Below are 21,967 nucleotides of genomic sequence, written 5' to 3'. Positions count from 1 at the left end.
CTTTCTAGCTTTCTAGCTTTCTAGCTTTCTAACTTTATAGCTTTATAGCGTTATAGCTTAGTACTCATGGTCTTTTACTTTATGTTCAAGCGTTTCATCAAACTCTTGACGTGGTTGATGCTTGCTGGCGATAAAGGAGTAGATAACCGGTAAAATAAACAACGTAAATAAAGTACCAATTGATAATCCCGCCACAATAACAACACCTATTCCAAAACGACTGACCGCACCGGCGCCCGTTGCAAAGAGTAAAGGTATTAAACCTGCTACCATCGCAGCTGTGGTCATTAATATTGGACGTAAACGCACCGTCGCGGCTTTTTTAACGGCATCGATACGATTTAAGCCGTGGTGTAATTGCTCTTCTTTAGCCACTTCAGCAATCAAAATACCATGTTTGGTAATTAAACCCACTAGGGTTATCAAACCGACCTGAGTATAAATGTTCATGGTTGCGGCTCCCCAGGCAAGCGCCACTAATGCGCCGCTAATAGCGAGAGGGACGGTCAGTAGAATAACCAGAGGATCACGTATACTTTCAAACTGACTGGCGAGTACCAGAAAGATAATCAATATTGCCAGAATAAAAGTCATGTATAAGGCGCTGCCTTCGGTTACAAATTGACGCGCTTCGCCCAGATAATCATGACTATAGCCCTGTGGTAATTTGGTCTCTGCAATGCCTTCAAAGAAATCAATCGCATCACCCATAGCAACGCCCGGGGCTAATACTGCGCCAACGGTTGCACTATTGAGCTGGTTAAAGTGGGCGAGTGAGCGCGGCTCAGCGGTTACATCAATAGTGATCAGGCTGCTAAGCGGCAGCATATCGCCATTTTTAGCACGCACATAAAAGTTACCCAGTTTTTGCGGAGATAAACGATATTTCCGTTCTACCTGTGCAATTACCTCGTAACTGCGGCCGTCAAGATCGATCCGGTTTAAATAACCATCACTTAATAATGTTGCTAACGTAGCGCCAATATCCTGCATGGTCACACCATAAGCACCGGCTTTATCACGGTCAATTTGAATGTTCATGGTCGCTGAATCAAAGGCCAAATCTAAGGTTGAATAAACAAAGTTAGAACTTGCCTGTGTGGCTGCCAGTACATCGCTCGCAATACTGATTAAGCTTTCAAATTGATTGCCCGTGGTGATCACAAACTGCACCGGTAATCCGCCCGATGAACCGGGTAATTCCGGCATCTGAAAGGCGGTGGTTGCAACCGCTGCTACGCTGTTAAACATGGGCGTTAAAGAGGCAGAAAGCTCTTTAGGGTTTTTATCTCTTTGACTCCAGGGTTTCATAATTGCAATACCAAATGCCTGATTGGAATTAGGAATACCGGACATCGCTAAACTGCTGGTCACTTCCGGCTGTTTAGCTAATTCACCGGTGATAACACGCATGCTGTTTTCGATATAATCAAGGTTTGCATTGGCAGGCGCTTTTGCCATTACCATTAATGCACCTTTATCTTCTTTTGGTGCAAGCTCAGAAGGAATCGCGTTAAACAAAAAAGGTAAAGAGATAAAAACCAGACAGGCATACAGAATAACCGCAGGACGGCGGGTCATTAATTTATCCAATAAACGCCCATAACTCCTGGTAATAGCGGATAAAGCAGACTCTACCGTACGTTCAAAACGGTTCGGCTGGTGATTGCTTTTAAGTAATTTACTGCACATCATAGGCGATAATGTCAGTGCCACAATACCCGATACAAACACTGCTCCTGCAAGCGTTAACGCAAATTCCGTGAACAGTGAGCCGGTGATCCCGCCCATTAAGGCGATCGGGGCATATACTGCTGCCAGCGTAATAGTCATAGAAATAACCGGCACGGCAATTTCGCGTGTGCCGAGAATGGCCGCACGAAACGGATCTTCTCCCGCTTTGATATGACGGTCAATATTTTCCACCACCACAATGGCATCATCAACAACCAGACCTATCGCTAATACCATCGCCAGCAGGGTCATTAAGTTAAGGGTAAAACCAAACAGCTGCATCACGACCACCACACCAATTAAGGACAGCGGGATAGTAATAATAGGAATGATAACTGCGCGCCATGACCCTAAAAACAGAATCATCACCAGTAATACGATTAAACCCGCTTCAGCAATGGTTTTAATTACTTCAGAGATAGACTCTTCAATGGCAATAGTTGAATCGTATAATACTTTCATGTCGATTGAACTAGGGTTGTTTTTCGCCAGAGCGGGCAGCATCTCGCGCACGCCTTCGGTAATATCAAGCGGGTTAGCCGTTGGCGCTGCATCAATTGCCACCACAACGGCATCATTACCATTGGCCATAGCACGGTAGATATCGTGGCTTTTTTCTAATGACACACGGGCAATATCCTCAAGGCGGATAACCTTACCATTCTCACGAGTGGCAATAATTAAATTTTCAAGTTCAGCGCCGGTTTCTACCTGGGTTTCCACATTACTGTTAAGCAGGGTGTAATAACTGTTCGTTTGTCCTGCTGCCGATTGAATATTATTAGCCTGCAGTATCTGAACAACGTCCGCTGCGGTTAAACCAAAACCGGCCATACGCTCAGGATCTAACCAGATACGCAGGGCAAATTTTGTGCCGCCATAGAGGTTAACTTTTGCGACCCCATTAATACTAAATAACTGCGGTTTAATAATACGTTCAAGGTAATCTGTGATTTCACTTGAGTTCAGTTGCTCACTGGAAAACGAGATATAGATAACCGAGGTGCTTGAGCCGGTGCTCATATCAATGCTTGGATCTTCCGCTTCACTGGGTAACTGTGAGCGCACCCCATTGACCTTGGCCAGAATATCAGCCACCGCGCCACTGGGGTCAGTATTTAATTTCATAAACACTGAGATTTTTGAATTACCCATGTAACTTTGTGAGGTAATAAAATCAATATTGTCGGCTTGCGCAATCGCCTGTTCAATAGGTTGAGTAATAAACCCCTGAATCAGGTCGGCATTTGCGCCATAATAACCGGTTGAAACCGAGACAACCGTATTGGTCATGCTCGGGTATTCCCGTACCTGCATTTTACTTAAGCCCTGCAGACCCAATAAAACAAGTAGCAGGCTGATTGAAATCGCCAGTACCGGACGGCGAATAAAAATATCAGTAAATTTCATCATAGCCCCTATAGTGCCGGAATTTCAGCAGGTATCTTTAAAATGTCTGATTCTATAATGGTCACATGCGCCGCATTACTTAATCGTACCTGGCCGCTTGTGACTATTAGATCACCCTCTTTAATACCACCGAGTATACGGATGGAACCCTCTTTACTTTTACCGAGTGTGACAATGCGTTGGTCTGCCTGCAGAAAGCTTTTACCTGATTTATCCTGCTGCTCTGTTACCACATAAACGGTTTTACCATAAAGGGTATAATTAATAGCCGTTTCCGGAATAACAATCTGTTTTGGCACAGTCGGTAAAATGATACTGGCCTTGGCAAACATACCCGAGCGTAATTGTTGCGCCGTATTGGGGATATCCGCCTGTACTTGAATCAGACCGCTTTGATAGTTTACCGCAGGTTCAATAGCTGAAATGGTGCCGGTAAAAGCAATTTCCGGTTCAGCATCGACAAAAATATTCATTGCCTGACCGATATTAATTTTATTGAGATCATTTTGCGGGATGGTAAAACGCAGTCGCATTTTACTGACATCTTCCAAGCGCACTATGTCGGTACCGGCACTTAAATAATCACCAATAAATACATTTCGCAGACCGGCAATACCATCAAAGGGGGCACGAATAATACGGCGGCTAATGGTTGCCTGAGAACTTTCGATTTGTCCCTGTAATGCTAATAGTTCAGCTTCTGCATCATCAACCTGTCCCTGAGAAACAGAACCTTTGGAAAATAATGAGTTGAGCCGGGTATAGTTACGCTGAACGGCAGATAAGCGCCCTTGAGCGGCTTTTAAATTAGCGCGTTCAACTTCTGAATCAAGGTATACAAGAGGATCATTCGCTTTAAGTTTCTGACCGGACTCAAATTTTATTTCACTCACTTTACCTGTTACTTCATTGGCAATATTAACCCCTTGAATAGGCTCGATAAAACCAATTGCACGTAAATGCGGAGTCCAGTCTTCTAATGTAACTGTCGTGCTGGTGACCGGAAATTCAGGAATTGGGCGGTTAGCCATAAATTCTTGAATTTTCATGGCCTTAAACATATTAAAGCCAATCACGGAGCCGAAAACAAGCAGGGCTAAAATGATGGCTGAAGCGATCCATTTTTTCATATTGATACCTTTAAAAATAATTAAGTAGTGGGTTTTAAAATTGCCTGCCAGGAGGCGTCTATTATTTGCGTAATAAGTTGTTCGTCAGGTTGATCAATACTGTGATTAATCACTTTTTTTGCCAGATTAATAGAGGTCTCAAAGCTTAATGCAAGTAAGGCCAGCACAGGGAAGTCATGGAATATACGCTCACGAATGCCATGTTCATAAATATTAAACAGCGGAGCAAAGTGAGCATCGTTACAAGAGAGCATCTCTTCTCCTTTTACACAGGGTCTAAGCAATAACATCGACACGGCAATAATACGATTCGGGTTGGTTAGCACCGACTGGTAGGTATTACGCCAGCACAAAGCATATTTTTCTTTTTGGCTGAGTCCGTCATGCAGCCCTTTGAAGCTAACAGCCGCGATCTCTGCTTTAACATGTTGATGCAGCTGATTAATCATATCCTCTTTATTTTCAAAATAACGATAGATAGTACCCGCCGCAACGCCGGCAGAATCCGCCAGTGCCTTCATCGACAGTCCGTAAAAACCGCGTTCTGCCAGTAAAACTTCGGCAGCGGCTAGAATTTTTTTGCGTTTATCGCTCATAATACACCAATAATGAATGAACGTTCATTATCGTCATTTAAAAATATTATGCAATGCTTTAGGTTAATTTAATTACGAAAGAAATAGCTGCTAGTCACGAGTCACGAGTTACGAGCTGCGAAGTTCGCCGCTCGTAGCTAGCGACTCGAAGCTCGATACTCAAAGAAGATTGGTATTCAACTCAAACTGACGTAAAATCAGCAGCCGTTTACCCCAGTTATTTTGTAGGTAGGAAAAACCATGAAGCTTAATCCCGGACAAGATGCCGCCGTTAAAATGATCTCAGGCCCGTGCCTTGTTTTAGCGGGCGCGGGTAGCGGTAAAACGCGTGTGATCACCAATAAAATTGCTCACCTGATCCAAAATTGTGATTATCTGGCCAAAAATATTGCCGCGGTTACCTTTACCAACAAAGCCGCCCGCGAGATGAAAGAGCGCGTCAGTCAAACGCTGGGCCGTAAAGAAGCGCGCGGTTTAATCGTCTCGACCTTTCACTCATTAGGCTTAGATATTATCAAACGTGAAGTAAAAACCCTGGGCATGAAAGCCGGTTTTACCCTGTTCGATGGTCAGGATAGTCTGGCATTATTAAAAGAGCTCACTGAAAAGCAGCTCCAAGAAGATAAGGATCTGCTTAAAGCCTTAATGTCGCAAATTTCCAATTGGAAAAATGCTTTAATCTTACCCCCACAGGCGATAAAACAGGCTAAAGGTGAACGGGAGGTCATATTCGCCCATTGTTATGATCTTTATCAGCGCCAGTTAAAAGCCTATAACGCTTTGGATTTTGACGATCTGATCGTTTTACCCACGCTGTTGTTAACCCACAAAGAAGAGGTCCGTTTACGCTGGCAGAAACGAATTCGCTATCTGCTGGTGGATGAATATCAGGATACCAATACCAGCCAGTATGAATTAATTAAAGCCTTAGTGGGGGAGCGTGCCCGCTTTACCGTAGTGGGGGATGATGACCAGTCTATCTATTCATGGCGGGGTGCTCGTCCGGAAAATTTAGTGTTGTTACAACAAGATTTTCCGCAGTTAAAAGTGGTTAAACTGGAGCAGAACTATCGCTCCAGTCAGCGGGTATTAAAATCAGCCAATGTCTTAATCGCCAACAACCCGCATGAATTTGAAAAACGTTTATTCAGTGAATTAGGCTATGGTGACCCCTTAAAAGTCCTTTTTGCGAATAATGAACAACATGAGGCGGAGCGAGTGGTGATGGAGCTTTCCGGACATAAGTTTATGAATGGTACCTCCTTTAAAGATTATGCCGTGCTCTATCGGGGCAATCATCAAAGCCGTTTATTGGAAAAGGTAATGATGGCCAACCGCATTCCCTATCGTATTAGTGGAGGAACCTCTTTTTTTGCGCGCAGTGAAGTGAAAGACATTATGGCTTACCTTAAATTATTGGTGAATCACGAAGATGATAATGCTTTTTTGCGTATTGTGAATACACCGCGCCGCGGTATCGGCCCGACCTCACTTGAAAAATTGGGCAGTTACGCCAATATGCGTCACAGTCGTTTGTTTACCTGCAGTTTTGAGATGGGTTTAGAGCAAACCTTAAACGGTAAAGGGCTACAGTCACTGCAGGCTTTCACGCGCTGGTTGGTGGAGCTTAATGACCGCCTTAAACGTGATCCGGCAATTGATGTTGTTCGTGATTTAATTCGTGATATCGGCTATGAGGACTGGTTATATGAAAGCAGCCCCAGCCCAAAAGCTGCTGAGATGGGCATGAAAAATGTGTCGACCTTATTTAAATGGGTTACCGAGATGCTCAAAGGGGATGATCTTGATGACGAAATGACGCTGGAGCAGGTTGTTGCCCGTTTAACGCTGCGCGATATGCTGTCGCGTAATGAAGCCGAGGAGGAGTTGGATCAGGTGCAGTTAATGACCCTGCATGCCTCCAAAGGGCTGGAGTTTCCCTATGTTTATATGATTGGCATGGAAGAGGGAATTTTACCGCATCAAATCAGTATTGAGGAAGAAAATGTGGAAGAAGAAAGACGCCTGACTTATGTGGGGATCACTCGGGCACAAAAAGAGTTAACTTTCACTCTGGCTAAAGAGCGTACTCAATATGGGGAAACCATTAAACCCACACCAAGCCGTTTTTTATTTGAATTACCACAGGATGATTTAGATTGGGAAAGCGGGCCATCGAAAAAGACAAAAGAGCAGAAAAAACAGCTGGCGGACAAAGGTATTGCCAATTTACGGGCGTTATTTGATTAAGCTTCCTCTCCCCAATCGGAATCCCGCCTTCAGTGAGCCAAAGCAACAAGCCGAGCCTCAGTTCCAAAAGTAATATCCTAATCTTTGCTCTGTGCTCTCGGTGGTTAAACTTTATCATTATTCATTCACCACCGAGGCTTCGCACACCGAGCAAAAACAATAACTGCCGGGGCTAAAGGCCCAGTTCCGATCGTCTGTGCATTCATTGCCGGTTGGAATGCAACCTCCAGCCTTGAGGCGCAAAAACAATAAGCCGGGGTTAAAGGCGCATTTCTAATTACCCGTGCATTGCCTTTCCTGCGACAGTAAAGTGTCTTTAATAGCCTTAAGCTATCGCAATTATAATTATAAACGATTTTACCTATCTATGGTTTTTCTTCATAATCACTTCATCAAAACAGGGACTGGCAAAAACAAACTTTGCTAACTTGTTTAAAAGTTTTTCAAACTATGTAATATTAATAAACAAATATAAAAACAGGAGCTACACATGTTAGATAATATCGAAGGTCAAAAAATACCGAACGTTACTTTCCCAACACGCCAGGGCGATCAATGGGTAAATGTTTCTACCGACGAACTATTTGCAGGTAAAACAGTGGTTGTATTTGCTTTACCGGGTGCATTTACGCCAACCTGCTCTTCAACGCACCTACCGCGCTATAACGAATTAGCAAGCGTATTTAAAAAGAATGGCGTTGATGAAGTTGTATGTTTCAGTGTTAATGACACTTTTGTAATGAATGCCTGGCTTGCGGATCAGGAAGCTGAAAATATCACAGTTGTACCAGACGGTAACGGTACATTTGCTGAAGGTATGGGCATGCTGGTAGATAAAAGCGACCTTGGTTTTGGTAAACGCAGCTGGCGTTACAGTATGATCGTCAAAGACGGCGTGATTGAAAAAATGTTTATCGAACCTAATCAGCCTGGCGACCCCTTTGAAGTGTCCGATGCCGATACTATGCTTAATTACATTAACCCTAATGCAAAAGCCCCTGCTGCGGTAACCTTATTTACTAAACCGGGCTGTCCTTTCTGTGCAAAAGCGAAAGCGGCATTAAAAGACAACGATATCGCTTTTGAAGAAATCGTTTTAGGTAAAGATGCAACCAGTGTCAGCCTGAGAGCGGTAAGCGGAGAATCAACTTTCCCGCAGTTATTCGTTGATGGTAAGCACATTGGTGATAGCGAAGCAGTGATTGCTTACGTTAAAGGTTAACACCTCTTTAAAGAGCTGTACTTAAGCTCGAATAAAAAGCGCACTTTCACTGAAAGCTGCGCTTTTTTTTAACCCTGAATTTCACCAAAATGCTTAATAAACTTAAGCATGGAGTCTTTATGAAACAGTTAAAAGTAGAAGTTGCAGTGATCGGTGGCGGTACAGCGGGACTTGCGGCATACCGCGCGGCCAAAGAAAAAACCGATTCAGTCATATTAATCGAAGGCGCGCAATTTGGTACAACCTGTGCGCGTGTTGGTTGTATGCCCAGCAAATTGTTAATTGCCGCGGCAGAAGCTGCACATAATGCTGCGCATACCGCCCCCTTTGGTGTTTTTATTGACGGCAAAGTACGTGTTGACGGAAAAAAAGTAATGCAGCGCATTCGCGATGAGCGGGATCGTTTTGTGGGTTTTGTACTTGAAGCTGTTGATAGCCTGCCTGCACCGGATAAATTAATAGGTAAGGCTCAATTTATCAGCACAACAGAGTTGCAAATTGACGATCATACACTTGTAACTGCCGATAGAATGGTTATCGCAACGGGCTCCCGTCCAAGTTATCCCGGCGTCTGGAATGAACTTGGCGACAAGTTAATTATTAATGATGATCTGTTTAATTGGACTGATTTACCAAAATCAATCGCGGTTTTTGGTCCCGGCGTCATTGGTCTGGAGCTTGGCCAGTCATTGCATCGTCTCGGTGTTGAAGTCTTAATGTTTGGCATGGGCGGGCAGGTCGGTCCGTTTACTGATCCGCAAGTCATGGCTTATGCCCAAAAAACATTTTCCGATGAATTCTATTTAGATGCAGACGCCAATGTTAAAAATATGGTGCGTAAAGGTGAGAATGTTGAAATCACCTATGTAGATAAACAGGGTATTGAGCAGGTTACCGAAGTTGAATATGTATTAGCGGCAACGGGGCGTCGTGCCAATGTAGATAATCTCGGTCTTGAAAATATCGAGATTGAAAAAGATGGACGCGGAGTACCTGTTGCCGATTCCTTTACTATGCAGACTTCGGTGCCTTCTATCTTTATTGCAGGGGACGCCAGCAACCAACTCCCGCTGCTTCACGAAGCGGCAGATCAAGGGAAAATAGCGGGCAGTAACGCCGCTGTTTACCCCAATATCCGGGTGGGATTACGCCGTTCATCCATCGCCGCTGTTTTTACCGAACCTCAGCTGGCAATGGTCGGCTTAACTCATCAACAGGTGACTGAGAAATACACCGGCTGCAACTGTTTTGAAACAGGCAGTGTCTCTTTTGAAAGTCAGGGGCGTAGTCGTGTGATGCTTAAAAACCAAGGTTTATTAAATATTTATGGTGCGCATGGTACCGGGCGTTTTTTAGGTGCAGAAATGATTGGTCCGCAAGCTGAACATCTGGCCCACCTTTTAGCCTGGGCACATCAGAACAGAATGACTATTTCCCAGATGCTGGATATGCCGTTTTATCATCCGGTAATCGAAGAGGGAGTGCGTACGGCACTGCGCGATTTGAACGCTAAACTGAGACTTGGATCGGAAATGGTCAACGAATGTATGGAATGCGGACCCGGCTGTTAATTAGTGAAGCTCTTGTCACATCGTTGACTTAAATATTGTTGTTTAACTGCTTGTGTTTTACCCGTTAAATATTTTTTAAAAATTTAACGGGTTGTTATTTATGGGGATTTTATAGCGAATAACAATTCAAAAAAAGTAAAGTGATTAAAGTTAAGATCATAAAAATCAAAAAGAAGGAAAAATAGTAGTCTAGTGTTATTAGTTCCTCAAACTATAAAAGGATTTTTTATGAAATACAAACTAATCTACCGTTTATTAGCTGTTTTTTCACTGCTTTTTCTGCCTTTTAGTCAGCAAGTATTAGCTGCCGATAAAGTTGAACAAGGCGTGCAAATAACAGCCCAAGTCGTTGAAAAAATAGATATCAATCAAGCAACGGGCCAGCAACTTTCTGTTATCAAAGGCATAGGTGAAAAAAAAGCACAGGCCATTATCGACTACAGAGAAACGAACGGTGATTTTTCTGATCTAAACGAGTTAGTGGAAGTAAATGGGATTGGTGAAGCCACACTGAAAAAAATCCAACCTTTTTTCACCCTCTAATAATCAATAAAAATAGGGATCCTTTTATTTGGACTCCCTTTTATTCTTACTTATCCCACCCAGATACATCCCTCTGCTAATATTTTCGCAACTGAGTACTCGGTGATGAATGTTTTTACAAAACATTGCCCTGCCTAAGAGCGCGGTTCCAGTTTTGGTGTCTTCGGCACTGGGTGGTTAATACTCCCGGAACTGGGCCTTCAGGCTCGGCGGTTTTTACCTCTGTAAATCAGAGTATTTACAGTTAATTATTCGCGGGAAAACTACTCATGATGCACAGTCATTTACCCCATACAGACATTGTCGGATATTATCAGTTTATTACTTTTCGTACTTTCGACAGTACAGACTCTTTTCTACAAAAGTTATTTATGGAAGAAAAAGAGAATAGCAAAAAGCAGTTAACGGCTGATTTACACCTTGATGAATCACAACAGGGGGCTTATTTGCATGGTGAAGTATTAAGCTATTTGAATGATTTTATAATAAATAAAAACCAAGAGTTATATCAGCTTGTCGCATTTTGTATTATGCCAAATCATGTTCATCTATTAATAAAAACCCTTATGCCGTTAGCAACTATGATGAATATATTTAAAGGTATTAGTGCAAAAGAAATTAATAATATTATGAATAGAAAAGGAACATTTTGGGCGCAAAGTTATTATGACAAAGCGATTCGAGATCAGAAGCATTTTGATGTTGTTTATAACTATATCAAAAATAACCCCTCCAAGCTGATTGAGACGAATACAACAACCCCAAGATTCTATGGGATTTATGAAGAGTAATAGATAATAAGATGTTTTTACAAAACATTGCCCGGGTTCCAAAACTCAATATGCGCGCACACTACCGGAACTGGGCCTTCAGGCTCGGCTTGTTGCTTTGAAAGCAGCAGATTGATAATTGTTAGCAGGATGTTTTTACAAAACATTGCCCGGGTTCCAAAAGGCAAAGTGTGCACATACTTTCGGAACTGGGCCTTCAGGCTCGGCTTGTTGCTTTGAAAGCAGCATATTGGTAATTGTTATCAGGATGTTTTTACAAAACATTGCCCGGGTTCCAAAAGGCAAAGCGTGCACATACTTTCGGAACTGGGCCTTCAGGCTCGGCTTGTTGCTTTGAAAGCAGCATATTGGCAATTGTTATCAGGATGTTTTTACAAAACATTGCCCGGGTTCCAAAAGGCAAAGTATGCACGCACTCCCGGAACTGGGCCTTCAGGCTCGGCTTGTTACTTTGAAAGCAGCATATTGATAATTGTCAGCAGGATGTTTTTACAAAACATTGCCCGGGTTCCAAAAGGCAAAGTGTGCACATACTTTCGGAACTGAGCCTTCAGGCTCGGCTTGTTATTTTGAAAGCAGCCTATTGATAACTGTTAGCAGGATGTTTTTACAAAACATTGCCCGGGTTCCAAAAGGCAAAGTGTGCATATACTTTCGGAACTGGGCCTTCAGGCTCGGCTTGTTGCTTTGAAAGCAGCATATTGATAATTGTCAGCAGGATGTTTTTACAAAACATTGCCCGGGTTCCAAAACTCAATATGCGCGCACACTACCGGAACTGGGCCTTCAGGCTCGGCTTGTTGCTTTGAAAGCAGCATATTGATAATTGTCAGCAGGATGTTTTTACGAAACATTGCCCGGGTTCCAAAAGACAAGGTATGCACATACTCCCGGAACTGGGCCTTCAGGCTCGGCTTGTTGCTTTGAAAGCAGCATATTGGTAATTGTTATCAGGATGTTTTTACAAAACATTGCCCGGGTTCCAAAAGGCAAAGCGTGCACATACTTTCGGAACTGGGCCTTCAGGCTCGGCTTGTTACTTTGAAAGCAGCATATTGATAATTGTCAGCAGGATGTTTTTACAAAACATTGCCCGGGTTCCAAAAGACAAGGTATGCACATACTCCCGGAACTGGGCCTTCGGGCTTGGCTTGTTGCTTTGAAAGCAGCATATTGGTGATTGTTAGCCCGATGTTTTTACAAAACATGGCCCCGCCTAAAGGCGCGGTTCCAAAGGGCAAAGCGTGCACGCACTTCCGGAACTGGGCCTTCAGGCTCGGCTTGTTGCTTTGAAAGCAGCATATTGGTAATTGTCAGCAGGATGTTTTTACAAAACATTGCCCGGGTTCCAAAAGGCAAAGTGTGCACATACTCCCGGAACTGGGCCTTCAGGCTCGGCTTATTGCTTTCCCCGTCTAAACCCGCTATTCCGCTGTTATTGCCTTACAGATAACCCAAAAATAATCCGGAAAAAATGACAAATCCAACATAGTTATTGTCTAAAAAAGCTTTAAAACAGGCGGCTTTTTCGCGGTTTTTTATCTGCAGTTGTTGCCTTAAAAATAAACCGGCCGCCACCAGCAGAGCAATAAAGTAGCTCCAATTTAAATCTTCCAACCAACCTAACAGGATTAATAAAATCAGGCTGGTCAGTTGTAATAAAGCAATAATTACTTTGTCATTGTCTGCAAATAAAATTGCAGTGGATTTCACGCCTATTTTTAGATCATCCTCCCGGTCCACCATGGCATAAAGGGTATCGTAGGCGATGGTCCAAATAATATTAACCGCAAATATAATCCAAACCACAGCAGGCAATGCATTCGCCTGTGCCGCAAATGCCATGGGGATAGACCAGCTAAAAGCGAGACCTAATGCAAGTTGCGGTAACTGCGTAAAACGCTTCATAAAGGGATAGGAAAACGCCAACAGTAAACCCGCAAAGGATAACTGAATAGTTAAAGTGTTTTGGGTCAGCACTAATAAGAAAGAGCTAATAGCCAATAATAAAAAAAGAATAATCGCTTCGGTGCTGGTGGCTCGACCTGAGGGTAATGGGCGGTACTTGGTACGCTCGACAAAACCATCAATATTGCGATCCGCAAAATCATTAATCACACATCCCGCGCTGCGCATCAAAAACACACCGGCAGAAAATACTATTAACACACTCAGGTCAGGAAACCCCTGCGCGGCTATCCACAATGCCCAGAGGGTTGGCCAGAGTAATAAAAGAGTGCCAATGGGTTTGTTAATGCGCATCAATTCTGCGTAGGCCTGGCGTTTTTCTTTGCAAAAAAAATTCATGGTAAGTAGATGCCTGAAGCAGGTAAAAAGACTTCACTGACTAATAACGCTTTGTTATTAACATAAAAAAGAGAACGTCTTCCCCACAGGGGAAAATCAACCTCTTGGTTAAGATCAGTGCACAGTTGATGCACAGCAGAATACACCGGGAACTGTGCAACTTCAATTTTATCGCGTCTCATGCTCGGATCTTGAAACAAAAATGTGCCTAACGAATCTGTGCCAATTTCTGCCAGTTTTGCCTGCTGATTGGTTAAAGTGCTAAAGGGGATTTCAGTTTGAGCAAATACCACAGGTTTATCATCACAGACTAAAAGCACTTCACGCACTAAGACCTTATTATCTTCAGAAAAATAGGGGGAAAGTAAATCTTTACTGCGGCTTACTGTCACCTGCTGCCTGACCTGCACCTGAAAATTAGCTGATAAAGCTTGCAGCTTGCGCGTTAAAGAGTCCTGATCTAAAAGCCAATTAAGCTGCTTTTTTGAACATGCTGCTGGTGTGACATCTGCTAACCAAAGAGCTGAAGATGCCAGAGGAGTGATAGTAGTATTCATTAACGATTAAAGCCTTTCTATAACAAGATAGTTAGTGAGGTAGGATTATAACCATAAGTTGTGGCAAAGGTCACGGTTGTTCCTAAATGCCAACATAAATGACACTGATAACTTTACCCTGCGTTATTGCTCTGCAGTTGCTTATACCAAAAAATGCACCACAGAGCACAGCACACTTAATCAGATTGCGAAACGTTGTTTCTCTTCTTCTTCATCAACAGAGTTAAAGAAGGAAAATACAAAAAAACAATAATCAGCTTGGTAACCACTACTTTAGGCTTTACTCTGTGTAGCGCGCAGCGCCTCTGTGCTCTCTGTGGTAGTCCCTTTAAGCTTGTTACAAAAAATTAACATACACATTTCATCATAGAAATTAATGTTAGTATTTAAGCCTGAAAGTACTAGTATCCCCGTAAGTTAAACATGTAACCTTAGTTTACTGGTCAAAAGCGCCATTAATAAACCCGCCAGTAACCCCACGAGATGGGCATAGTTAGCAATGTTTACCGGTAAAATGTCCACAAAACCCAAGACCAGCCAAGCGAGTAAAAAGAGAAAAAGGGAATTCGGCAGCATCACTTGACTGCTTTTATTGAGCTTGCCATATAACCAGCAATAACCCACTAACCCATAGACAACACCGCTTAATCCGCCAAAATAAGGGCTGACTAAAAAATATTGCGCCAGATTAGCCGCGATTCCTGAAAACAGAAAAAGTAGCAGCAAGTGCATTTTACCCTGCTGTTTTTCAACAAGACCGGCTAATTGCCACCACCAAAGTAAATTAAAAATAATGTGCAGTGCACTGAAATGTAAAAATGCCGGCGTAATAAAACGCCAACTTTCTGAGTAATCAAAGGGCTGCTGACTAAAAAAGGACAACACAGAGGGAATTGGCTGAAACAGGTCCGCAGCTATCAGCAGATAGACCCCTAAGCAGAGTATAAAAATACTATGGGTTACTAACCCTGCATGATGAATAAAATTACCGACTAAATTCGAGTCAGCAAAAGCAAAATAGTTGTTTTCACTGCTTACTTCACCCGTTTTCCAACTAGCCGACATATATTTGGGATCATTGGGGTGCTGTAAAAACAGCTCCAGCTCAATTTCAGCTTGTTCCTGCTGCTCTTGTTGTGCAAGCAATAACTGATAACTAAAGTCGTCATGGTGGAGTTTGTTTTGAATACCAAGTGCACTTAAATAATCAGCAAAGGCTTGCGCAGCACGTCTGTTTTGAAATTGATGCAGTAAAAACATAGCTTAGCTTTCCGCTTTTTTTAGAGCTGAATTTTTGAATGAAATATTATTATCCTGATTTAAAATCTTAAGTAATAACATCGAACGTTCTAGCCCATCTTCGATATCAAAAATAGCCGTTATGCCTTTAAATGGACCGCTTAAAATTTCGACTTTGTCTCCATTTTTATATGCGTCATCACTATTAATAGCCAATTTATTATTAACATGGCATAACTGCTCAAGTTGTTTTACCTGCTGATCCGGAATAGTTGCAATGCTCATACCAAATTTAACAAAACTATTAATACCACGAGTAGATCGGATCGCGCTAAATTTTTCATCTTTTTGAGAAATATTAACAAACAGATAACTGGGAAATAAAGCTTCTTCTACAACCTTTTTTTTACCGCGTAAAATTCTTTCTTTATGTATCTTAGGAAAAAAAGAATAAACGCCCTGATTTTCTAAATTCCGTTGCGCACGTGACTCTTCCCTGCTTTTACAATATACAACAAACCATTGTGGGCTCATGAACATCTCCTTTGTTCTTATATTATTGGACGAGATACTATTATACACAAAATACAGAGATCCCAAAAAAACACAATATTTATCCGGACAAGGATATGAAGGTGACGACAAAATAACAACAACTTATCATTCCTGAAGTCAGTTGTTCGGAATCGGTTATTCTGTAGAAAAAAAGCCAAGCCTGAAGGCTCTGCTTCGAAAGCTCATTGGAATTCAACCTTTATGCGTGCGGGCTTGAATGGGCAGAAAAGGCATGCACAGCTTAAGCTGTGCATGCCTTTCAATTCACACCTTAGACTAAAAAAGATCGAAGGTGTGAATAATACGCCGGCATCACTCCCGAAACGTTTTGAGGCGAATCTAAACAACACCGCTATTCCCGAAGTATCTTAATCAGGAATCTTTTTGTAGCAACCCCTTCCTTTTTATATAAGAGATCGCATCTTTAAATCATTAATTTGCAATGACAAGTGCTTGCCAACCACTATTTTTAAATAATAAAGCCGTGTTCTGTTTTATTATTGTGCCTTGGAGCTAAAGGCCGTAATTAAAATAGGTAAATTGAAATGTTTTTCCGCAATAAGTAACTTGCCTTTAGGGGCGTTGAAACTAGGGGTGGTAGTGTACTTGAAATCGCTATCTTTAGTCACTTCTTGCATTTAATTCAGGTTTAGAAGTTTATAATATATGCTGCCACTAGAAACATTTAAAACAGTTATTGAATCTAGCCCTCTTGTGTCTATTGACCTTATTGTACTTAATAGCGAAGGCCAAATTTTGCTTGGTAAACGCACAAACCGTCCTGCAAAAGGTTACTGGTTTGTTCCTGTGCGGCGAATATTAAAAGATGAATCCTTTGAACGTGCATTTAAACGCTTAATAACAGCAGAATTAAATTTAACAGAAGTAGTGTCAAAATTTAAAGGGGCTTATCAGCATTTTTATGATGATAATTTTTCAGAAAATCAATTTACGACACACTATGTTTTTTAGCTTATGAAATTACTTTAATGGTAAGTTATCATCGTTACCCGTTGAATAGCATTCTGGTTATAAGTGGTTTTTTGAAACTGATTTATTGGTACATGAAAAGGTTCACACTCACAGCAAGTGGTATTTTCAAAAAGATAAACAAGCCGATTTGCGATTTAAATAATTAATACGTTTTTAATGTATTGAGCTTCATTATTAAACTCAATATTCAATACTCGAAACTGGAAATAATTTATGATCTCTCCTGTTATTCTGGCCGGTGGTACTGGCAGCCGATTATGGCCGCTCTCTCGTGAGCTTTACCCAAAACAGTTTTTAACCGTAACTGGTGAGCAATCAATGCTGCAGCAGACCGTCGCGCGTTTATCTGGTCTGGAGCATGCAGCCCCTGTATTAATTTGTAATGAAGAGCACCGTTTTATTGCTGCTGAGCAGATGCGTTTGGGGGGGTATGAGCATCGCGGTATTATTTTAGAGCCAGTTGGCAGAAACACAGCCCCTGCGATTGCACTTGCTGCACTGCAGGCAGTTAACAATGCGATCGATGGCGAAGAGCCGGTTTTATTAGTACTTGCTGCTGATCATATTATTGAAAATACACAAGCTTTTAAAACTTCTGTAGAAAAAGCGTTACCCTTTGCAGAAAAGGGGCTGCTGGTGACCTTCGGTATCGTACCGACTGCGCCTGAAACGGGTTATGGTTATATAAAAAGAGGGGCGAGCTGCGAGGGGCGAGATACGAATGGCAGTCCTGATGCTTTCTCTGTTAGGGAATTTGTAGAAAAACCAGATCTGGCGACTGCAGAAGAGTATTTGGCAAGCGGAAACTATTACTGGAACTCAGGTATGTTCCTTTTCAAAGCAAGTCGTTACCTTGAAGAATTAGCGAAATTCTCACCTGACATACTAGATGTGTGCAAGCGTGCTATTGCTGCACCATCACAAGACTTAGATTTTATACGTGTCGATAAGGCTATCTTTGCAACCTGCCCAGATAATTCTATCGATTATGCGGTAATGGAACCTCTTTGTGTACAGGGAAACAACCCCGTGATGGTCGTACCTATGGATGCCGGCTGGAGTGATGTAGGCTCTTTTTCTGCGTTATGGGAAGTCTCGGCTAAAGATGATAACCAAAATGCTATAAAAGGTGATGTTATTACGGTTGATTCAACCAACAATTATATCTATGCAGAAAATAAATTAGTCTCTACAGTGGGTGTTGATAACTTAGTGATTATTGAAACTAAGGATGCGATTTTAGTGGTAAGCAAAGATAAAGTAGAAGATGTTAAATTGATTGTTAATCAGCTAAAAGAAGCAGGAAGAGCTGAACATAAAATCCACCGTGAAGTGTATCGTCCTTGGGGTAAGTACGACTCTATCGACTTTGGTAAAAGAGATCATGTAAAACGAATTACCGTCAAACCGGGTGAAAAACTATCAATTCAAAAGCATCATCACCGCTCAGAGCATTGGATTGTGGTATCAGGCACCGCAAGCGTGTTAAATGGCGAGAAGACCATTCTGTTAACTGAAAATGAATCAACTTACATTCCTTTAGGTACCATTCATGCGTTGGAAAACCTCGGTAAAATACCGTTAGAAATGATTGAAGTGCAAACAGGCAGTTATCTTGGTGAAGATGACATAGTGCGCTTTGAAGATCGTTACGGTCGAATGTAAATACACCAGTCCACAAAGAGAAAAGAAAGAGACGCTTCGCTTTTAGAGGGGGAAAACTAATTTATGCTACCCTCATTGTTTTCTCATTCAATTCTCTTTGTGAAACGTTTTTAATTACTGTGTAATATTAACTATCTGGTTATCACAAAGAGAAAAGAAAGAGACGCTTCGCTTTTAGAGGGGGAAAACTAATTTATGCTACCCTCATTGTTTTCTCATTCAATTCTCTTTGTGAAACGTTTTTAATTACTGTGTAATATTAACTATCTAGTTATCACAAAGAGAAAAGAAAGAGGCGCTCCGCTTTTAGAGGGGGAAAACTAATTTATGCTGCCCTCATTGTTTTCTCATTCAATTATCTTTGTGAAACGTTTTTAATTACTGTGTAATGTTAACTATCTGGTTATCACAAAGAGAAAAGAATGAGGCGCTCCGCTTTTAGAGAAATAATTTATTGTCGTTATGTTTTTGCTTAAAGTATTTTTTTAACGTGAAATCTCTCATTGCTTCCTCTTTCACATCTCTTGGTAAAATAGTTTTATTTAATTAGAACTTTAAGGCAGGTGGAAATGGATAATGATTTATTAACGCAAAAAGTAATCGGTTGTGCCATTGAGGTTCATAAAACACTAGGCCCAGGTTTATTAGAATCTAGCTACGAAAGTTGCTTGATGTATGAATTACATCAAGCGGGAATAACTGCTAAAAGCCAAGTATTCCTGCCGATAAACTATAAGGGCATTTCGATTGATGCTGGTTATAGGCTTGATATACTATTGCCCAATAAATTAATCATAGAACTAAAATCTGCCGACAAAATGAGCCCCATATACTCAGCTCAAATATTAACGTATATGAAACTAACAAATATAAATGCGGGTTTATTAATAAACTTTAATGTTAAAAAATTAGTAGATGGTATAAAACGTTTTAACCTAGAAAGTTAATTCATTAAGAACAATTGTTTACTCATTGTTCTCTCATTCCCTCCTCTTTGTGAATAAGATTTAATAGGCAATATAATGAATAAAAAATTAATTAGCGCAACGGTCATCGCAGAAAGTGGTGTTGCATTTGGCACCAGTGGAGCACGTGGCTTAGTAACCCAATTCACAACTGATGTCTGTGCCGCCTTTGCAGTTGCATTTATTGCAGGTATGAAGCGTAATTTCAGTTTTAAAAGGGTAGCCGTAGCAATAGACAATCGTCCGAGCAGTTATGCGATGGCAAAGGCTTGTGCCGCTGCTTTACAGCAGTTAGAGATTGATGTTGTCTATTACGGCGTAGTACCCACTCCAGCTCTGGCCTACGTGGCTCAAAAAGATGTTATTCCAGCCATTATGGTCACGGGCAGCCATATTCCTTTTGATCGTAACGGGCTTAAATTTTACCGCCCTGATGGTGAAATCAGTAAAGCCGATGAGCAAGTTATTATGACTGAGCAGGTTGAGTTTGCAGCGCTTGCGGAACTACCTAAACTGGTTGTTAGTCATCGCGCGGCGGAAGAATATATTAACCGTTATACCTCTTTATTTACTACGCCTTGGCTTACTGGTAAACGCATTGGTATTTATGAGCATTCCAGTGCCGGTCGCGATCTTTACTATCGTATTTTTGAAAAACTGGGTGCGGAAGTGATTGCGCTAGAGCGTAGTGATAAGTTTGTGCCCATCGATACCGAAGCCGTTTCTGTTGAAGATACACTAAAGGCAATTAACTGGTCTAAAGAATATAATCTGGATGCTGTTTTTTCAACCGATGGTGATGGTGATCGGCCATTAATGTCAGATGAAAATGGCAATTGGCTGCGTGGCGATATTCTTGGCTTATTAAGTGCTGAAGCATTAAATATTGAGGCGTTAGCTGTACCTGTCAGTTGTAACACAGCGATTAAAAGCTGTAATAAGTTTAAACATATAAAAAGAACAAAAATTGGCTCGCCTTATGTGATTGCGGAATTTTCTAATTTAGCAACGAAATTTAATGCCGTTGCGGGGTTTGAAGCCAATGGTGGTTTTTTGCTGGGCAGTGATATGGAGTTAAATGGTAACCTTTTAAAAGCGCTACCTACTCGTGATGCGGTTCTTCCTGCAATTATGCTGTTAATGGCTGCCGGAAATGGGGTTATTTCAACATTAGTTAATGCACTGCCGCAACGTTTCACGCACAGTGATCGTATTCAAAACTTTGCCACTGAAAAAAGTAAGGTAATTCTCGCGCAAGGCAAAAATGATCCGGCAAACTTATTAACGCGACTGGGCTTTGATAATTTTGCTATTAAAAATGTGGATGTAACCGATGGTTTAAGAATAACATTAAAAGATGGACGAATTGTCCATCTGCGCCCCTCTGGTAATGCCCCGGAACTGCGTTGTTATGCAGAAGCAGATAGTTACTCAAAAGCGCATGAGTTAGTAAATAACTCTTTAATAAATATACAAAAAAATTAAACTCACAAAGAGAAATAAATGAGAGGGTAATGAGGTCTTTGCATGTTTAAAGGTGTTGTTGTGGTTTCCTCATTCATCTCTCTTTGTGAATAATGTTTTAGGCTGGTTTTTATTTTAAATTAGCTGATAGCCTTTAATCTTTAGGTCTTAGTTTTAAAAATATTTAGGAAAACGCATGACAAAAAATAAAGTTGCATTAATTACAGGTGTTACTGGTCAGGACGGCTCTTACCTTGCTGAATTATTACTAGAAAAAGGTTATGAAGTACACGGTATCAAACGTCGATCTTCATCTTTAAATACCGAACATGTTGACCACATTTATCAAGATAACCATGAGCAAAATCAAAAATTCTTTCTGCATTATGGAGATTTAACCGATTCATCTAATTTAACGCTTATGATCAATGATGTACAATCTTGGTGCGCAGTCTCACGTTGCTGTATCGTTTGAATGTCCTGAATATACGGCTGATGTTGATGCAATGGGAGCATTACGTTTATTAGAAGCTATTCGCTTTTTAGGCCTGGAAAAGAAAACAAAATTCTATCAAGCATCGGCTTCAGAATTGTTTGGTGAAGTACAAGAAATCCCGCAAAAAGAAACAACACCATTTCATCCTCGTTTGCTTTATGGCGTCGCTAAAATGTATGTCTATTGGATCGTTGTTAATTACCGTGAATCTTATGGTATGTATGCCTGTAACGGTATTTTATTTAATCATATCAGTGGGCAAAAGCAAAAAGCTGAGCCTAAAGGCCCTGTTCCAAAAAACAGAACCTGTACCGAACAAACTAATGCTGGAACCGCGGCTTCAGGCGGGGCAATATTTTGTAAAAATATCATGTTGTAAATCATCAATTTTTTGTGATGATAAAACAATGTGACTGAGCCTGAAGGCTCAGTTCCAATCGTATGTGCGCTGTTTGACGGCTGGGGTACCACCTTCTATA

The 21,967-nt window shown here is 41.4% G+C and carries 18 protein-coding genes and 1 pseudogene; 10 read left to right on the top strand and 9 right to left on the bottom strand.

Annotated elements, in window-relative coordinates:
• Nucleotides 1-57 precede the first annotated feature (57 nt).
• The 3 genes from CXF72_RS10180 to CXF72_RS10170 are packed head-to-tail and all read right to left on the bottom strand — an operon-like array spanning nt 58 to nt 4,870.
• The gene (locus tag CXF72_RS10180) at nt 58-3,144 is read right to left on the bottom strand and encodes a multidrug efflux RND transporter permease subunit (RefSeq protein ID WP_101038851.1); all 3,087 of its coding nucleotides are present in this window, start codon (nt 3,142-3,144) and stop codon (nt 58-60) included.
• An 8-nt stretch (nt 3,145-3,152) separates the two neighbouring features.
• The gene (locus tag CXF72_RS10175; protein ID WP_101038850.1) at nt 3,153-4,274 is read right to left on the bottom strand and encodes an efflux RND transporter periplasmic adaptor subunit; all 1,122 of its coding nucleotides are present in this window, start codon (nt 4,272-4,274) and stop codon (nt 3,153-3,155) included.
• A 20-nt stretch (nt 4,275-4,294) separates the two neighbouring features.
• Entirely contained in the window at nt 4,295-4,870 is a 576-nt protein-coding gene (locus tag CXF72_RS10170; protein ID WP_101038849.1) for a TetR/AcrR family transcriptional regulator, read from the bottom strand.
• 240 nt (nt 4,871-5,110) lie between these two features.
• Between CXF72_RS10170 and rep the strand changes: the two genes are divergently transcribed.
• The 5 genes from rep (at nt 5,111) to CXF72_RS10145 (ending at nt 11,247) form a co-directional block, all read left to right on the top strand.
• Nucleotides 5,111-7,120 carry a DNA helicase Rep gene (rep, locus tag CXF72_RS10165; protein WP_101038848.1) on the top strand — a complete coding sequence of 670 codons (2,010 nt, stop codon included), beginning with the start codon at nt 5,111-5,113 and terminating at the stop codon, nt 7,118-7,120.
• Between the two features lie 490 nt (nt 7,121-7,610).
• A complete protein-coding gene (locus CXF72_RS10160) occupies nt 7,611-8,342 on the top strand; it encodes a glutathione peroxidase (protein ID WP_101038847.1) in 732 nt (243 codons plus the stop codon).
• A gap of 119 nt (nt 8,343-8,461) precedes the next feature.
• A complete protein-coding gene (locus CXF72_RS10155) occupies nt 8,462-9,913 on the top strand; it encodes a dihydrolipoyl dehydrogenase (protein ID WP_101038846.1) in 1,452 nt (483 codons plus the stop codon).
• Nucleotides 9,914-10,141: 228 nt separating this feature from the next.
• Nucleotides 10,142-10,456, top strand: coding sequence for a ComEA family DNA-binding protein (locus tag CXF72_RS10150; RefSeq protein ID WP_101038845.1), 315 nt, complete (start codon nt 10,142-10,144; stop codon nt 10,454-10,456).
• A 269-nt stretch (nt 10,457-10,725) separates the two neighbouring features.
• Nucleotides 10,726-11,247, top strand: a complete 522-nt coding sequence (locus CXF72_RS10145; protein ID WP_101038844.1) for a transposase — start codon at nt 10,726-10,728, stop codon at nt 11,245-11,247.
• A 725-nt stretch (nt 11,248-11,972) separates the two neighbouring features.
• Here the strand turns inward: CXF72_RS10145 and CXF72_RS20050 are convergent.
• The 6 genes from CXF72_RS20050 to rfaH form a co-directional block, all read right to left on the bottom strand.
• Nucleotides 11,973-12,101: a hypothetical protein gene (locus CXF72_RS20050; protein ID WP_269801175.1), complete on the bottom strand. Its 129-nt coding sequence runs from the start codon at nt 12,099-12,101 to the stop codon at nt 11,973-11,975.
• 343 nt (nt 12,102-12,444) lie between these two features.
• Complete coding sequence (locus CXF72_RS19590; protein WP_198552566.1) at nt 12,445-12,585, bottom strand: hypothetical protein; 141 nt, start codon at nt 12,583-12,585, stop codon at nt 12,445-12,447.
• A gap of 105 nt (nt 12,586-12,690) precedes the next feature.
• Entirely contained in the window at nt 12,691-13,554 is an 864-nt protein-coding gene (gene ubiA, locus CXF72_RS10140) for a 4-hydroxybenzoate octaprenyltransferase (protein ID WP_101038843.1), read from the bottom strand.
• The gene (locus tag CXF72_RS10135; protein ID WP_101038842.1) at nt 13,551-14,111 is read right to left on the bottom strand and encodes a chorismate--pyruvate lyase family protein; all 561 of its coding nucleotides are present in this window, start codon (nt 14,109-14,111) and stop codon (nt 13,551-13,553) included. Before CXF72_RS10135 ends, ubiA begins: the two co-directional genes overlap by 4 nt.
• Nucleotides 14,112-14,528: 417 nt before the next feature.
• Entirely contained in the window at nt 14,529-15,371 is an 843-nt protein-coding gene (glpG, locus tag CXF72_RS10130; protein ID WP_101038841.1) for a rhomboid family intramembrane serine protease GlpG, read from the bottom strand.
• A gap of 3 nt (nt 15,372-15,374) precedes the next feature.
• Nucleotides 15,375-15,884 carry a transcription/translation regulatory transformer protein RfaH gene (gene rfaH / locus CXF72_RS10125; RefSeq protein WP_101038840.1) on the bottom strand — a complete coding sequence of 170 codons (510 nt, stop codon included), beginning with the start codon at nt 15,882-15,884 and terminating at the stop codon, nt 15,375-15,377.
• Nucleotides 15,885-16,571: 687 nt separating this feature from the next.
• Between rfaH and CXF72_RS20045 the strand changes: the two genes are divergently transcribed.
• The 5 genes and pseudogenes from CXF72_RS20045 to CXF72_RS10100 form a co-directional block, all read left to right on the top strand.
• Nucleotides 16,572-16,877 carry an NUDIX domain-containing protein gene (locus tag CXF72_RS20045; RefSeq protein ID WP_198552565.1) on the top strand — a complete coding sequence of 102 codons (306 nt, stop codon included), beginning with the start codon at nt 16,572-16,574 and terminating at the stop codon, nt 16,875-16,877.
• Nucleotides 16,878-17,111: 234 nt separating this feature from the next.
• The gene (locus tag CXF72_RS10115; protein WP_101038839.1) at nt 17,112-18,563 is read left to right on the top strand and encodes a mannose-1-phosphate guanylyltransferase/mannose-6-phosphate isomerase; all 1,452 of its coding nucleotides are present in this window, start codon (nt 17,112-17,114) and stop codon (nt 18,561-18,563) included.
• 569 nt (nt 18,564-19,132) lie between these two features.
• Entirely contained in the window at nt 19,133-19,510 is a 378-nt protein-coding gene (locus CXF72_RS10110) for a GxxExxY protein (RefSeq protein WP_101038838.1), read from the top strand.
• A gap of 75 nt (nt 19,511-19,585) precedes the next feature.
• A complete protein-coding gene (locus tag CXF72_RS10105; RefSeq protein WP_101038837.1) occupies nt 19,586-21,013 on the top strand; it encodes a phosphomannomutase in 1,428 nt (475 codons plus the stop codon).
• Between the two features lie 175 nt (nt 21,014-21,188).
• A pseudogene (locus tag CXF72_RS10100) lies at nt 21,189-21,753 on the top strand (GDP-mannose 4,6-dehydratase); the annotation flags it as partial.
• Nucleotides 21,754-21,967 lie beyond the last annotated feature (214 nt).

The organism is Psychromonas sp. MB-3u-54, assembly GCF_002836415.1.
Classification (GTDB): Bacteria; Pseudomonadota; Gammaproteobacteria; order Enterobacterales; family Psychromonadaceae; genus Psychromonas.
The sequence above is the reverse complement of the archived record's forward strand: the minus strand, read 5'-3'. Positions and strand labels throughout refer to the sequence as shown.